Annotated in this window: 12 protein-coding genes and 1 pseudogene; 4 read left to right on the top strand and 9 right to left on the bottom strand. The window is 66.0% G+C overall.

Annotated elements, in window-relative coordinates:
- The first annotated feature begins 9 nt into the window (after positions 1-9).
- Positions 10-2109: a TonB-dependent receptor gene (locus QZ749_RS08885; RefSeq protein WP_296945615.1), complete on the top strand. Its 2100-nt coding sequence runs from the start codon at positions 10-12 to the stop codon at positions 2107-2109.
- A 24-nt stretch (positions 2110-2133) separates the two neighbouring features.
- Positions 2134-2283: a hypothetical protein gene (locus QZ749_RS08880; protein ID WP_296945613.1), complete on the top strand. Its 150-nt coding sequence runs from the start codon at positions 2134-2136 to the stop codon at positions 2281-2283.
- A 199-nt stretch (positions 2284-2482) separates the two neighbouring features.
- On the opposite strand, the gene QZ749_RS08875 is transcribed toward QZ749_RS08880, so the two are convergent.
- Both QZ749_RS08875 and QZ749_RS08870 read right to left on the bottom strand, forming a co-directional pair.
- Positions 2483-3490, bottom strand: coding sequence for a YafY family protein (locus QZ749_RS08875; protein ID WP_296945612.1), 1008 nt, complete (start codon positions 3488-3490; stop codon positions 2483-2485).
- Positions 3490-3849 carry a hypothetical protein gene (locus QZ749_RS08870; protein ID WP_296945610.1) on the bottom strand — a complete coding sequence of 120 codons (360 nt, stop codon included), beginning with the start codon at positions 3847-3849 and terminating at the stop codon, positions 3490-3492. The genes QZ749_RS08875 and QZ749_RS08870 overlap by 1 nt, the downstream gene beginning before the upstream one ends.
- A 148-nt stretch (positions 3850-3997) precedes the next feature.
- Between QZ749_RS08870 and QZ749_RS08865 the strand changes: the two genes are divergently transcribed.
- A complete protein-coding gene (locus QZ749_RS08865; protein WP_296945608.1) occupies positions 3998-4216 on the top strand; it encodes a hypothetical protein in 219 nt (72 codons plus the stop codon).
- Positions 4217-4231: 15 nt separating this feature from the next.
- Positions 4232-4882, top strand: a complete 651-nt coding sequence (locus QZ749_RS08860) for a hypothetical protein (protein ID WP_296945606.1) — start codon at positions 4232-4234, stop codon at positions 4880-4882.
- A 6-nt stretch (positions 4883-4888) separates the two neighbouring features.
- Here QZ749_RS08860 and QZ749_RS08855 read toward each other — a convergent pair whose 3' ends face one another.
- The 7 genes and pseudogenes from QZ749_RS08855 to QZ749_RS08825 all read right to left on the bottom strand — a co-directional run.
- Positions 4889-5278 carry a hypothetical protein gene (locus QZ749_RS08855; protein WP_296945605.1) on the bottom strand — a complete coding sequence of 130 codons (390 nt, stop codon included), beginning with the start codon at positions 5276-5278 and terminating at the stop codon, positions 4889-4891.
- An 18-nt stretch (positions 5279-5296) separates the two neighbouring features.
- The gene (locus QZ749_RS08850) at positions 5297-9472 is read right to left on the bottom strand and encodes a DEAD/DEAH box helicase family protein (RefSeq protein WP_296945604.1); all 4176 of its coding nucleotides are present in this window, start codon (positions 9470-9472) and stop codon (positions 5297-5299) included.
- Positions 9447-11426, bottom strand: coding sequence for a hypothetical protein (locus QZ749_RS08845; protein ID WP_296945603.1), 1980 nt, complete (start codon positions 11424-11426; stop codon positions 9447-9449). The genes QZ749_RS08850 and QZ749_RS08845 overlap by 26 nt, the downstream gene beginning before the upstream one ends.
- Positions 11423-12685, bottom strand: coding sequence for a hypothetical protein (locus tag QZ749_RS08840; RefSeq protein ID WP_296945601.1), 1263 nt, complete (start codon positions 12683-12685; stop codon positions 11423-11425). Before QZ749_RS08840 ends, QZ749_RS08845 begins: the two co-directional genes overlap by 4 nt.
- Positions 12686-12739: 54 nt before the next feature.
- A complete protein-coding gene (locus QZ749_RS08835; RefSeq protein WP_296945599.1) occupies positions 12740-13489 on the bottom strand; it encodes a hypothetical protein in 750 nt (249 codons plus the stop codon).
- A 320-nt stretch (positions 13490-13809) separates the two neighbouring features.
- Positions 13810-14817, bottom strand: a pseudogene (locus QZ749_RS08830) (IS5 family transposase).
- 342 nt (positions 14818-15159) lie between these two features.
- The coding region (locus QZ749_RS08825) for an IS3 family transposase (RefSeq protein ID WP_296945912.1) at positions 15160-15268 on the bottom strand (109 nt) is incomplete at its 5' end.

The raw sequence follows: 15268 nt of genomic DNA, 5'->3' as shown, positions 1-15268 counted from the left end.
GGAGTACCGATGCCATTCCCTACCCGCTTCACCGTCGCGCCGCTGCGCATGCGCGCGCTTTCCCTGGCGGCGCTTCTCGCCTGCACCGCCGGCCACGTCCACGCCGACGACGATCCCCCGCCGGACGGCAGTCCGCACGTCGTCGAAGTCAAGGGCAGCAGGGACAGCGAGGAGCGCACGGTCCCCGGCGCCGGCGCGCGCGCCCTGCCGGGCAGCGTCACCACCGTGACGGCGCAGGACATCGCCACGCTGGACGTCGGACGCGACATCTCCAACATCTTCCGGCGCGTGCCCGGCGTGGTCGCCCACAACATCGACCAGGGCGATACCGGCAACGGCTTTCGCATGCGCGGCTTCGCGACCCAGGGCACGCACGGCGCCGACACCGCGATCACCATCGACGGCGTGCCGCAGAACATCCCGTCCAGCCAGGGCGGCGCGGGCCACGGTCCGGCGTTCCTCGAGTGGATGACGGCGGACATGGTCGGCACGGTCGACGTCATCAAGGGGCCGGTCTCGGCCCTGTTCGGCGACCAGAACCGCGCCGGTGCGGTGGCGATCGCGACCCGCGAAGGCGGCGCGGAAACGCCGTCCAGCGCCGCGCTGACGCTGGAGAGCTACGGCGGGCGGCGCGCATCGCTGGTGCTGTCGGGCGACCACGGCAAAGTGCGCTCGTTGCTGGTGGCCGACCGCTACCTCAGCGACGGCTTTCGCCACGGCGCCAGCAACCGGCGCGCGAACCTGTTCTGGAAGCTGTCCACCACGATCGGCGACGGCGTCTACAGCCTGCGCGCCAGCCATTACGCGTCCGCATTCGCCGGTGCCGGCTACCTGTCGCTGCCGGCGCTGCAAGCCGGACTCGATCCGCATGCCACCATGTACGGCCTGCCCGGCTTCGGCGACGCGCACCGCAGGACGATCGTGTTCAACCGCCGCCCGGCGTCCGGCGCAACGGGCTGGTTCGCCACCGCCTACGCCGAGGACTTCCAGCGCAGCCGCGCGATCCAGACCAGCCCGGTGCTGCATACCTACGGGTACGACGACCGCGACATCTACGGCGCGCGGCTGGGCACCACGTGGACGCCCGGCGCCGACGGCATCCTCACCGTCGGCCTCGATGCGCGCAAGGACCAGGGCATCGCCTACCGCCGCCAGTACCAGTCGTACCAGCCGACGGCGCGCTACATCAACAGCCAGGACCTCGACCTGCTCACCTACGGCGCGTTCGCCCAGGGCCAGTACCGCGTGCTGCCGGACCTGAAGCTGCACGGCGGGATCCGCTACGACCGCTTCGACTACGACATCGCCAACCTCAAGCTGCCGGCGGCCAGCACGGGCTACCGGGCCGGGGTCGTCACGCCCAAGTACGGCGCGATCTGGAGCGCCACGCCGGACATCGCACTGTTCGCGAACGTCGCGCAGGGCTTCCGTTCCCCGGCCGCCGAGCAGATCAGCGCCAGCGGCAGCCTGGGGCCGCTGGGCGCCCCGGGCGGCAGGACCAATCCGGGCATCGCGCCGAGCAAGGTCCGCTCGCACGACGCCGGACTCGACGCGCGCCTGGGCGACGGCTTGACGCTGTCCGGCACCGTGTACGCCATCGCGAACGACGACGAGATCGTCAACACCGCGCCCGACGTCTACGTGGCCTCGGGCCGCACGACCCGGAGGGGCGTCGACGTCGACATGCGCTACCAGGCCAACCGCGCCTGGAGCGGCTACCTGAGCTACGGGCGGATCCTGCGCGCGCGGCTGGACAATCCGGCGCCCGGCGCCGGCGCCCTGCTGTCCGTCCCGGCCCATACCTGGAAAGGCGGCGCGCAGCACCGCCGCGCCCTCGGTCCCGGCCTGTTGACCGTCAACGGCGACGTGTACGTCACGGCGCGCAACCCCTACTACATGGGCAGCCCGCTGGCGCGGCGCGACATGCCCACGTTCGTGCGCTACGACGTGAAGGCAACCTACGACGTCGGCAGCCTGCAGGGCGCCGTGTTCTTCACGCTGCAGCCGCATCGGTTCGCCAGCGACATCGCCTACGGCACCGCCACGGGCCTGCTGGTATCCACCGTGCCGCGCACGCAGGGCGGCGCGTCGCTGCGCTATCACTTCTGATGCGGCGAGCGCTGGACGCGAAGGTTGCCGCACCTGATGGCGACGACCGGCACGGTCCATGTCGAGTACGCCGTGACCGCCGCGCTGCCGCGCCGGCGCGGCATCCTGTCGGTGACGCCGCTGCTGCGCGAACTGGTGAGCCGGTCCGCGGCGTTTCCCATGAAGTACGACTGAATCGCCACGACTATCGTAGACATGCCTGAGCCATATTGGTGGACACAAGGAGAATGTATGAGCGGGAAGCGGTACACAGAGGAATTCAAAACGGTAGGCAGCGAACTTGACGCCGAATTCGGCAGAGCAGGCTTGACAATGGCTCATCGTTCAGGAGTTGTAGATCCTTAATGGAGTGGACCAACGCCCGAAGTAGCCGTCATGCATACGCCGCCACCATCCGCCGTGCGGTACCAGCAAGCTCTTCGCGCAGACTCGCCGGCTCCTCGATTACCACGCCATCGCCGAATCCGAGCAGCCACCACACCAGCGCGCGCGTGTTGGGCACGGTAGCGGCCAGGTGCAGCTTCCCATCCGCGTCGCTCGTGAGCACCTGGTCGGCGCTGAGCGGCGTCTCGAACAGGTGCTCACCTGCCGCGCGCGTGAACACTGCGCGCAGGTTGACCGGATCGCCTGCGATGACGCCGAACTGGCCGGAGGCGATATAGGCGTCGATATCGAAGCCTGCTTTCCTGCGCACGGGCTCGTACAGCGCCTCTGCCCGCTGGACCCGGTGCAGAGCGATGGTGCGCACGTCGTCATAGTCGGAGAACATGCAGACCAGGTAGACCAGGCCACCGCGCTGCACCACGGCCAGAGGGTGCACGCAGCCGTAGATCGTCGGCTCTGCTGCGTCGCGCTTCCGGTAATACAGCCTCAGCTGCCGGTCCTGCAGCAGGGCCAGGTAGACGACGCGCTGGCACTCTTCGTCGATCCGGGGCGGCAGCAGCGGCTGCTGCGGCGGCACGCTGCGAACCTTGTCCAGCCAAGCGCGGGATGGGGAATCGTCCTCGACCGTCGACAGGGTGCGCGCAGCGGTCCGGAAATGCGGACGCAGCGCATCGACCGTGACTGGCGGCAGGTGGTGCCGCAGGTGCTGCTCGACCAGCGTCAGCGTGAGGGCTTCCGGCACGGTCAGTCCCGGCAGGTCGAAACTGGACGCATCGCGCAGCCAGCTCCAGCCGAACGGCTTCTCGCGTTCGTCGACCTCGACCGGAAATACGCTTGACAGCTCGCGCAGATCACGCTGGACCGTGCGTTCGGTGACGCGGAAGTCGGCGGCGCACAGACGCTCGCACAGCTCCTTTGCCGATATCCGCGCGGGCGCACGCGGCACCATGCGCAGCATGTGCCACTGGCGCAGCAGCGATTGCTGGTTGGTCGCCATCAGAACTCCTCCGCCCAGCGTTCCCAGAAGCCCGGTTCGTCATGCGCGGCATTGCGCATCGCATGCTCGAGCGGCATGGCGTAGAAACGCACCCCCTCGTGGCGCATCGTCCCGTCCGGATGCTCGAGATAGTCGCGCACTACGCGGTACTCGGACAGCGACTCGTCGTAGGGCACGTCGATGTAGACCTGGCCCAGCCATGGTGCCATGATGCGCAGGTCGGCGAACGGTCCGCATGCGGTCCACGGGACGTCGTGGGCGTCGAACCATGCCAGTACGGAAGCGCGCCGCAGGTCATCCTCATGGCGGTAGTTGCGCCACTCCTTGATTGGCCCGGGGTGGAATTCGAGGTAAAGCACGGCACGCTGCTTCTTGCGTGCGATTGCATCGATGTGTTCGATCTGTAGAGGCATGTCCGCCTGTATGACGCCAGATCCGCTGGCTGCCGTCGAGTTCAAAATCTCATGTTACCAAAAATAGTGCCTACAGGAAATCCAATCGATCAGGATGACGCGCTGCCATACACCGCTCGGCGCCTTCGTTGCCGGCCGCCTGGCTGGCTTGCGCGAAACGTTCGGCCGCGATGGCCTGCGCACCGAACACTGGCGCGCCAGATTCTGGAGCCTCTTTCTGGAGATGACGTGCCGCCACGCGGATCGCGACAGCGTGCAGCTGGCGTTGGGCAATGGCGCCGACCCGCGCGCCGACTGCCATGCTGCACTATAGACGCCCGCTCGGGGAGTGCACCTGCGCTTCCTGAGCGAGGCGGGGCACCTGACACCGGAGCGCAGCAATGCTGACTACCAGCGCGTCCTGCTGCGGCTGGTGGAAGGCGGCCTGTCACACGGCGAGATGCTGAGGGTGGCCCTTGCGCAGGCTGCCGGCGTCGACAACACGGACATGCTCGGCTTCCTGCTTGCCGAGGGCGCGGATCTGCGCGCCGACGGCGCCTGCGCGCTGGAGGCTGCGGCAACGAACATGGCCGTCGCAGCGCTCGGCTGGCTGCTCGATCATGGCGTGCCCGTGAACAGCGGAGACTGCGCGGCCCTGGTCGCAGGCGTGGCCTCGCTCGACGAAACGACCATCGAAACATTGCTTGCTACCAGCGCCGACCTGCACGCTTGCGACGCGCTTGCCGTGCGCGCGGCGCTGACTTCACGTCCGTACGCGCTCGACTCGTGCGAATCCGACCTGATCGACTTGCGTGCGGACATGCTGGCCCTGCTGCTGCGGCATGGCGCGCGCCTGGATCATGCGGCGCTGACCGCGGCCGTGGAGGACGCGGCCAATGCCACGCAGGCGATTGAAGAAGCTGCCGGGCGCGAAGGCCTCAGTCCGAACGACGCCGAGCTGCTGCGCGGGCTGGTCGGGCAGGCCAGTCCCGCTGACTGAAGCGATTCATGCCCGGTTAACGAGGAAAACGGCCGTTGCCCGCGCCGAACGGTCGAAGCCGACCAGGCCGAGCCGCTCGAGCAAGGGAAGAACGTAGGTAATCTTCCGCTGGCTTTTCCCTTCCCTCGCCGCCAGGCACAATGGACCGGCGTCGGCACTGCTGTTGCTCGACTTGACTGGGCATGGACGCTCCGGGCCGTGCCCATGTCGGGCGAGGTAATCAAGGACCGCCTGAATGCCGGTAAAGGAGACATGGACTTCGCTCTCGTTCGAAGTCGTGACGGTCACGTGGCCATTCGCAAGACGCGAAACGGTAAACGATTTTCGGCCGCTCGGCGTACGGAGCGTTTCGCCCCGCAGTTCCCCGAGCTTTACCATCAGAAGTGTCTGACTCATTGCGGGCTTCCTTTCGCTCTAGACGGCGGCACACAGCGCGTCACGGCACCACTGGCGCTGGAAATTGCCGCCATGGCGCATCTTGTCATGGACTGCGGCCCACGCCTGGATCAGGTCGTTCCGCGCGCGGTCCCAGTCGGCGGGACCATGACAGAAGGCCAGGTAGCGGTAGCTGCTGTCGTCGACCCCGGTAAACGCTCCGACGCCATTGACTACACGTCCATCCCAGCCGGCCGGCTGCGAGAGCGGCAATTCGTCGACGTCCAGACAGGGCAGCACCGGCTTCGGCCCCACTGAACGTGGACTGGCGAGATAATCCCACCAGATACAGGGCATGCCTGCCTGACCGTTGCCGGCCCGGGCGCCGGTCGGATCGAGGAACGCCTGCAGTCTGAAGCGCTCGCGCCCTTGTGCACGCAGGCGCAGCAGGCCTCCCGGCAACAGCTCCAACGGGCTCACCTCGAGGCCATCCGGTTGCGCTGCCCCCTCGGCCTGCTGGAGTGCATCGAGCACCGCCGCGAACGCCTCACCGAACCAGGCCTGCACGCCGGCCAGTACGTTGCCACAATTGATCACATCGTTCTGCTTCATGTTTTCCTTCCAGGCCAGGCCTGCGTCGACGCACGGGAACGCCGTCCACGCGCGATATCCGAATGTTCCCGACGCGACAGACGGGGAACGCCAGTTGGCCGCCATGCGCGCCAGGCGTCGCGCTGCCGGTTCCAGCAGCTGCAGTTCGGCGCCGCCACAGCGCAGCACCAGGGCGGTACACCAGACGATGCCGGCATCCTCCATCAGGAATCCCAACAAGCGTCCGCTGTTGCGCTCTGCCATCCACTGTTCGACTCCGCCCCTGCCTGCCGCGCAATCCTCCACGCGCTGGACCGGCACGCGCAACAGCCAGAACTGCTCGCCGAGCGCCTCGACCAGCACCGGATCCTCGCTGCCCGCCGCAGCCAGGGGGCGCGCCACGCGCATCGTAGTGGTATTGCACTCCGGGTCGAACGCGAAGGCCGGCACGTCGAGCGCCGGCACACCATGCCAGCCGTCCAGCGCAAGCACCTCGCCAACCCGTGGCGGCGCCTGCGTGCCGCCGCGCGGCGCCAGGAAATCTTCGGTCAGCAGCATTTCCCCGCACTGCGGATCGAGCGAGCGGCGCACGAGAGCATGTGCGCCGCTGGCGCTGCGCCGCACCAGCAGCATGTCCGAGCCGGGTACCGGCACAATGGTTTCTTCGCAGCGATCGTCGATCGCGGTGCGCGGCCGGACTGCGTCGCCGGTATCCTTGTACCGCATTCCCGGGCCGAGCCGGATCGCATCGTCCCCTCCCTCGCGACGCACGAAGTCGACGCTGTCGGGGAAGAAGACAGCGCGGTTCGGGTTGCCTTGCGCCGCCGCCTTGCGGATCGTGGACAGGTCGCCGGCCAGCCGGCCGGCGTCGAGCTCCCGGATCTCGTCCTTGCGTTTGCCCAGGTCGAGCCGCAGGTCGCTGGCGATCTTCTCCCGTATGACGTTCCTGACCTGGTAGCTGTCCAGCGTACCGTCCAGGTAGGGGAACTCCACGCCCAGACGGGGCAGGGGCTGCCCGTCGGTTTCCCTGTGTGCACGGATGCGACGCCCGATCAGGCTGCCGAGGCGGTCGACACGTCCGGTGCGCTGCTCCAGGTCGCCCGACGTCCAGGCCACGCCGTAGTGGACGACCCGGTCGCAGAACAGGTGCATGTCCACACCTTCCTTGAGCACGTCGGTACACACCAGAATGTTGGGATGCGTGGGGAACATGAACTGCTGGACCGCATGCTCGTTCTTGAGACGGCCCGAGCGTCCCACCACCGGCGCGACACGATCGAAAACACGGGCTACCCGCTCGTGGACGCCGAACCAGCCCACGGCCTCGCCGGCACGGAAGCACTTGTCGACGATCAGTTCGAAATGGTCGATCCAGCGTCGCAGCTTCTCCTTCTGGTTTGCGAGATATGAAGCGATTTTGCCCGGAATGCCGTGCTCGCCCTGTTCGAGCAGCCACAGGAATTTGTCGGCGAGCGACTGGCTCCCGTCGGGCGTGCGCCCCGCATGCTTGTGCAGGATGTACAGGTCGACCAGGATATCGGTTTGACGCAGCGACTGCAGCAGGCAGCGCTGCAGCGATGCCAGCTTGTAGGCGTCGTCATCCGTGCCCGATGTGTCCGCGAGCAGCCAGCGCTTTGCCGGATCGTCCCGCATGCGGCTCACCTCTTCGTTACCGAACAGCGCGCACAGCAGACGTACCCAGCGCTCGTGCTGGCGCTGCGGCGAGGTGCCGGAGGCGCGCTTCACCAGGAAGCCCTGCAGCGGGTTGCTCGAAGCGTCGTCGGTGCGCAGCAGGCGGGCGCGGAACGAAACCAGCAACCCATTCTGTGCCTTGACCATCGAGCGTTGCTTCAGTGCCTCGAAGTACGGCAGGGAAGCCTGGCTACGATAGCCCGTGTTGCCCGCCCCTTCTCCCGAATCGGGTGGTGCATCGCCCTCCACGGCTTCTGCCGGCGGTTCGTCGTCATCGCCCTGCTGGTCCCAGAAAGTGCGCCCCCAGGGCGAGGCATGGTCGGCAAACGCGGGGGAAGCCAGCATCTCGCGCCAGGCCTCGATCCGCTCGTCCAGGTCAGCCTGGAATTTCAGGTGCAGCAGATCGCGCAGCTCCTCGACGGTATCGATCCGGCGCACGAACACCAGCGTCTTGTCGACACCGCCATCGGCCAGACTGCGCGCGAACAACGCATCGGCAACGCTGTTCAGCTTTGCGTGAGGCAGGCCGGCGCCGCTCACCTGCATCGCCCTGCCGAAGCTGGCATTGAGCAGGTCGATCGCGTTGCGGTCCGGAGCCGGGTCGGCCTCCTTGCGCTGGCGATGGTCCTTGCCCGGCTCGAACTCGGGCTCGGGTTCGCTGACATTTCGTCCCAGCGAGGAGGACAGCGATTCGAACGATGCGCACTCGCCCTGCCGGAAACGGTTGTTGCGCCCCGCCAGTGCGCTGGCCAGGCGCTTCTGTACCAGCGCCATGGTCAGCGCCATGAAGGGGTCGTCGGCGCCCGAGTGGCGCACCTCCTCGTAATCGCGATATTCGATCTTGCCGTAGCGCTTGCCTGCGGCATCGCCGTGGGTCCGGGTGCGCCGGATCATCATGCCGGACAGCAGACGTACGACGTCGTGGCCACGTGCCCGATGCCAGGCAGCGCGGCTGCAGCGCTGCACCGCATCGCAGGAGCCGCAGGCGCCGACACGAGTGGCCGGCAACTCGTGTGCGGCCACCGGCCGCCGGCACAGATAAGTGTCGAGGCTGAGGATGTCGTCTTCGCTGGCATGCAGCGGCGTCGCACTGACGAACAGCCACTGCTCGACGTTGCGCCCGAAGATCAGCCGGATGTGCTCGTTCTGATAGTTGTCGACGTGGCGCAGGTACTGCGCCTCATCGAACACGGCCAGATCGAGCGGACTCCTGGGCTCGTCCTGGTGCGCGCCCTCGGTGAGGAGCGCCGCAATGCGCTGGCAATAGGCACGCCCGAGATCATGCCCGAGTACCTCCTTCCAGTCGTCCGTGGGGCGGGCGTGAGCCTCGACCAGGGCGCGTTCCGAACCCGTCAACGCGGCCACGCCGGCCACCCCGACACGCTCGGCATAGGCCGAGAGCATCTGCGCAGGCGAGTCGCCATCCACCGGAAGCGGCCTGCTGAACGAGGAATAGCGCAGCAGATGGATCCGGCCTTCGCCGGTACGCAGCGCTTCGTGGAAACTGCGCAGGTTGTCGTGCAGGTGCAGGTCCTCGATGCGGGCCGCGTCGGCGCTGGCCAGCAGGCGGTCGTCGAGCAGGCGATAACAGGAGCCCAGGAACTGCGCCCATTCGCTCTGCCACTGCAACTGCACGGTCTTGCTCGAACACACGATGACCACGCGCGACCCGGCATTGCGCAGGAACTGGGTCGCGATCACGCCCATCGCCTGGCGCGTCTTGCCCATCCCCACTTCATCACCCAGATAGGCATGGCCCTGCTGCTGCAACAGACCCCACAGGCCGGCCACACCTTCGCTTTGAATCCGGGCCTGCAGACTCGGTTCGCTGCCGGTCGCCGCTTGGCCGTCGAAATCGATGTATGAACGCACGGCGGCCGCCGTGAGGCGTTCGGGAACGATACCGTCATCCGCCACGGGCTTGTCCTTCATCCTTGATCTCCTGGTGGAACCAGTCGAGGAACGCCTCGACCTTTTCCGGCGCCGGATCGGCGCCGAACATGCTTGTAAACGAAGGGGAATCGGCCAGCATTCCGGCCAGCATCGAGCGCATGCCGGCGATCTCGTCGCCGACCCCGGCAAGCTCGCCCTCCCGGTCGGGTTCGACGCCCTGCGCGCGCAGCCAGTCGATCAGCGCGCGAACCTCGGACAGGTACACGTAGTGCGCGATGCGCTCTTCGGGCGTGTTCGCCCGCTGGAGCGCGATCGCGCGGTACAGAGTCGTCACGCTGAAGCGCGAGGAAGGATCGAAGGCAACTGCGCCCAGCATCGCGCGCCGGGCCGACCTGTAGTACGCACGCAGCTTCCAGGTGCCCTGGAACAGCCCGAAGTAGTCGAAGACCGGCTCGCGTTCCTCTTCATCGCCATCGCCGCCACTGCCACCTCCCGCGCGCTCACCACGCCGACGCAGCTCTTCCTCGCCCGCGCCGGGGTCGAGGTCGCGCAGGAAGGCAAGCACCTCTTCCAGGCGAGGACGCGGGCGATATTGCAGCTGATCGTCGTTGGCGCCGACCTGGGCAACCAGGCCGTGGAAGCGAGCCCGGCTACCGTCGGCGCGGCGCCAGGACAGCTCGAATGAACGTACCGGCAGCCTGCATTCGAAGGGCAGGAACAGTTCTTCTGCCTCGCCGGTATTGTCACCGAGCGGCCGATCCAGTCCGCCGACATGCAGAACCAGCTCGGGCAGACTGGTGCCCGGGGCCGGCGCAATGCGGCCGCCGAAGCCCTTGCGCTTCCAGTCATAGTAGAGTGTGGCCTCGAATGGCGGCAGGGGCGGCGCCGACTCCTCCTCGGCAGCGGCTTCGTCCGCCAGCTGGCTTTCGTCCACGGACGGCAGCGACGCCCACTGCGCCGGAGCGGTCTCGAGTTCATAGCGCAGCACCGCCTCGACGTTGGCGTAGCCACCGGGCAGGCCAAGCGCGGCGCCCGTGAAGTTGGCTGAACCGACGCACAGCACTGCGCGGCCCTCGGCATCTTCCAGGACCAGCACCTTGGCATGCGTGTAGCGGTCGTCGCCGAAACTGGCGAAGCCGCGCTTCCATTCGGCCTGCGGATCCATGCTTGTCACGGGAAAGCGATAACGTCCAGCAACAAGCGAAGGAACGAAGCGGCACTCGCTCACCCCCAACTCGCGCACCAGGGCGTCGACCTGTCCCCAGTACGGCGAGACGACGGTGGCGCACTGCCACTCGCGCGCCCCGCGAACGGCGGCGGCGAGGCCCTGTCCGCCGCCTGCCGGCGGCGCGACGTGCAGAGTGGGCGCGCCCGGCCACGCAGGGCACAGGCGTTGCGGATCGTCCAGCCAGGCCACGAGCTCGTCAAGGATGGCGCGTGGGCTGCCTTCCTCGTCCGCCGCCCGGCCGCCGAGCCGTCGGTCAGCCTGGGCGGTCAGCCAGCGAAGCAGCGGCAGCAGTTCGTCTGCGTGCTGCGGGGTGACCGGCGTGGCACAGACCACCTCGCGGTTGATGGCCCATCCCGACAACGACAGATTGCCGCTGCCGACCGCCAGCCACATCCCTGCCCGCCCCGTTTCCTTGAGCGTGCCGGCCATCAGCATCAGTTTGGGATGGAAACGCCCGTTCGGCAGCCCGACAGGCATCAGGCCGTAGCGCAGATTCCCTTTTGCCGGCGGCTGCGTCGAGTGGTCGCAGACGACCAGGCAGCGCAAGCGCTTGAGCTCCTCGTTCAGTCCGTAGCGCAACTGGGGGGCGTTCTTCAGGTCTTCTGCTGCCTCGCCCGCCAGCAGGGGGAGCACGTTCGCTTCGAAAAACGATGGCACGAAATTGAATGTGGTGAACAACACCATGCGCTGCTCGTCCGCGACGAAACGGTCGCGGATCGACTCGAGCGTTTCACGCATCAGTGTGGGACTGGTCCGCTTCTTCATGCGCTCCCCCCATGCAGTTGCCCGTACAGGTTGGCCGCCGTATTCAGGTAATAGTCATTCATCCATGGGTATCCAGTTTCCAGGCGAGCGCGCGCGTCGTCCGGAGCGCGCTCACCGGCAACGGGCAGCACAATCACGCCTGCCTCGATCAGCACGAGAGGCTCACGGCCGCGTTCGGCCATGCAGATTCCGTGGTGCTCGATCAGGGCCTTCACGAAATCGGCCAGGCCATCCGCGGCAACGGCATTGCACATCGCCGTTGCCAGCCTCTGCATCTGCCGCATGCGTGCGGTCGGCATGTCATTGGCGAGCGTGACGAACCGGGCCGCACGTTCTCGCATCGCCTCGAGGAATTCCGTCAGGCCGGACGCCAGTTTTTGCACGGACTGGCCGGGCGCCGCGCGTGCCAGGTCGAACACGTCCTGCAGCACGAGCAGGAAGGGCTCGCAGCGTCGCATGCGATCGAGTTCATCGGCCAGCGGGGCATGTTCGAGGCCTGCCAGTTGCGTACCGAACGGCACGCCATTGCCGTGCGAGCGCACTTCGGAGAACGTGCGTGCCAGGTCCCGGTACACTTCGCCACCGAACAGCCCGGCGCGCAACAGGTCGTTGATCGCTTCGTCGTCGAAAACCGCGGCCAGTGCCGCGTCCACCGCCCGGTTGGCAAGGATGCGCCCGGGCAGTAGCGGTGTGCCATTCAGGCAGCCCCGCACGGCCGCTGCCAGGGCATCGAGCGCAGTGGCATCGAAACACTGTTCGAAGCGCACACGCAGCCCGGCGCACGCGCGCCAGTCTTGCTCCAGCAGACCGGCGCGCCGACAGGTTCCTCGATAATACTGGTACAGGCCGTTCGCCACCGTCTTGCCCGTGCCGGTCGTGACAGCGAAGCGTTCACCTTCGCCGACCAGGCTCTGGCTGCCGAAGCAAACGCTGCGGCCGTGCGCATGCAGCCAGTACTCGACAAGGCCTTCCATCAGGCGGAAGAACCCACGTTCTGCGCCCGCAATGCCGAGAAGGCGGCGCACTGGTGGCATGTCGGCCAGCCAGTGAATCAGTGTCACTGCCTTGATGCCGTCGACCTGCTGCACGGGCGAAGCGATACAGGGCACCAGACGGCGCCCGAACTCGCTCCACACGGGCTGCAGTCCGAGCGGATCGCGGCCGCCGCCGCTACGCGCGAGAAGCGGATCGGGCCCCGTCAGATAGGGCAGCATGCCTGCCGGGATGATGAAAGGCCGGGTTCGGTCGACGTCGAGCATGGTGAATGTGTGAGGTTATGCAGGCGCGTGCAGTGGCCTGCCGATGGAAGGTGGTCAGGCGGCCTCGGTACGGGCGCGGACGTTCTGACGCGCGAGCATGAACAGGCCTGCTTCGAGTGTGGCCACGTTGATGTCGATACCCGACCGTTCCCGCAACGAGGCCTGCAGCAAACGCAGTTCGCGCAGGAAGAACGCAAAACCCTTCCGATTGAGTGCGAAGCCGAAGCCCTCGCACAAGACCTCGTCCAGCACTGCAAACCGATGCGGTTGCAGCATGCGCAGGTGCTTGCTCGCGAACGACACGCCGAGGCCGGCGATCGCGCAACCACGACCGATCGCTTCTTCATCGTCGAGCTTTCCTGCTGCGACGGCATTGAGCCAGGCGGCGATCACAGCGCCCGGATCGCCGCCATTGCCGGCCTTCAGCTTGCCCCATACTCGCCCACCGCCGCCCCAGTAGCAAACCATCTTCGAGAACCCCGATGCCTGCTGCGCCAACAGCGTCTTCGGCAATCGGGCGCCGTACTCCTCGACTTCGCGGGTAGCGAACTCGCGCGCCTGCAGGGCAATCGCACTGCGCAGCGCGGCGGTGGTAAAACGGAATCCGGCGAAGTCCAGCACGCCGGCATCGCCTTCCTCATTGGCGGCCGTGCGCATCAGCCCACTGGCGTCGAGGAATGGAAGGGAGTGCTGCTCGTCGATCTTCAACCAGCCCGCATGGCAGGAGGGGCAGATCGGTATCCACGCTTTGCGGTCGATTTTCCCGAATGGGTGGCCAGCCTGGTTATCGAGATGCTGTTTCAAGGTGCGTCCATTGATCCAACCACCTCCCGTGGCGCATGCACATGCACAGTTCATCATCTTTTCTCTCGATCAATACTCATTTGGCGGGCGAGCCCCCCCTTCGTTCTGGACAGGTTAAAGGCTGCTGAGACAAATCGTGTCGCAGGAGTGCATCGCCGCAATTGTTCCGAATTCTATAATAAATTCCCGTAAAGCAATATACTTCACTGTCGTCGATTGCCGTGCATGCGACATCACTTGCCGCCCGGCTTCCTATCATTCCCTGGGTACGGCTTTGCATAAATCAGCGGAGTTCGTAGTACCCCAAACCCTAGACGGAATTACGGCATGGTCACCGCCACAGTCGTCGGCGTACCCAAGCGCGTGAAGCGATTCAGGATGGCGGCACGGACTTGCAACTCGGCGACCTGGCGGTCGACATCACGCGCCATGACGCGTTCGCCCAGCAGCTTGAAGCAACGCATTTTGGTCTCGACAGGGCTACGCCGGTGATCGCTGCACCACTTTTTTCGCTATCCCTCGCGCCATTCCTCACAGTCATCGTTCCCTAGGTACAGGTGGGAGGCGTCCATTACATTCCAAATCTTGCGCCCAAGCCGGCGCGTGGCCGCCAGAATGGCATTGCGGGCTTTGGCACCAGGACGTTGGTCCTTCCATGGCTTGGCGTTCTTGCGAGCAGGGATGATCGCCTGCGCTCCACGTTGCGCAATCGCTTCGTGACAGCCTTTCGTGTCGTAAGCCCCGTCGCCACTGACCCTCGCGATCATCTCCTCGGTCGAAATCTGGCCGAGCAGGCATGGCAGTATCGGCGCATCGCCGGTGGCGTTGTCGGTCACCTCGATGGCCTGGATTTCCAGTGTGGCCGCGTCAATGCCAAGGTGGACCTTGCGCCATTGGCGGTGGTAATCGGCGCCATGCTTCTTCGTCTTCCACTCGCCTTCGCCCAGCATTTTGATGCCGGTGCTGTCGACCAGCAGGTGCAATCCCGTTGTCGTCGCATGCGCTCCGATCGTCACCGAAAGATGTTTCTGGCGCCGGCTGACCGTGCTGAAGTCCGGAACCCGCCAGTTCAGCCTCGCCAACTCGAGCAAACTTTGCGTCATGCCCATTGCCTGGCGCAAGGGCAGGTTGAACAAGACCTTAACGGTCAGGCAGAACTGGATCGCCGCTTCGCTGTACTTCGGAGTGCGGCCCCGCTTGCCGTTGGCACTGCCGTGCCAACGCATGTCCTTGTCCAGCCAGATCAGCAGCGAGTCACGCGCCTTCAGCGCTGCGTTGTAGTCTTTCCAGTTCGTGGTGCGGTACTTCCGTTTTGCAGGGGCAGTCATACCGTCAGCTTACCTGGCCGCGCCCAAGCCGCTGGCGCGCCAGTTTGTGCAACGAAGCCCAGCGCCAGCGACAACGCTGAGAAACTCTGCTGCCGTGATCGTCATGACGTTGCGACGAATCACGCCATGTCAGCGACCGGCACCAATGGCAGGCACTTCAGTGGACTGGAAGTGCAAAGCACCAATTGCATCCCCCGAATCGGATGGGGAATCAGATACTCTTGACCATAGTCAATTAAACGTTGCTGGGAAATTGCTGCGCAAGTGCGGGAAAGCCACACTATGCGCTGCCTTCTGGAAATTGCGCTGCTTCATATGCGACCTTGAATCGCCACCATTTTCCTAGATACTCTGCAGCCGTAAAAAATGTCGCTTTTCAAACTCGACTGGCGACAGCCGTTCATTGAAGCTGTGGCGCCGCTTCGGATTGTAGAACATCTCGATGTAGTCA

This window comes from uncultured Massilia sp. (genome assembly GCF_913773735.1).
Taxonomy (GTDB): Bacteria; Pseudomonadota; Gammaproteobacteria; order Burkholderiales; family Burkholderiaceae_D; genus Telluria.
Note: the sequence above shows the minus strand (reverse complement) of the source record. Positions and strands in the feature narration are given on the sequence as shown.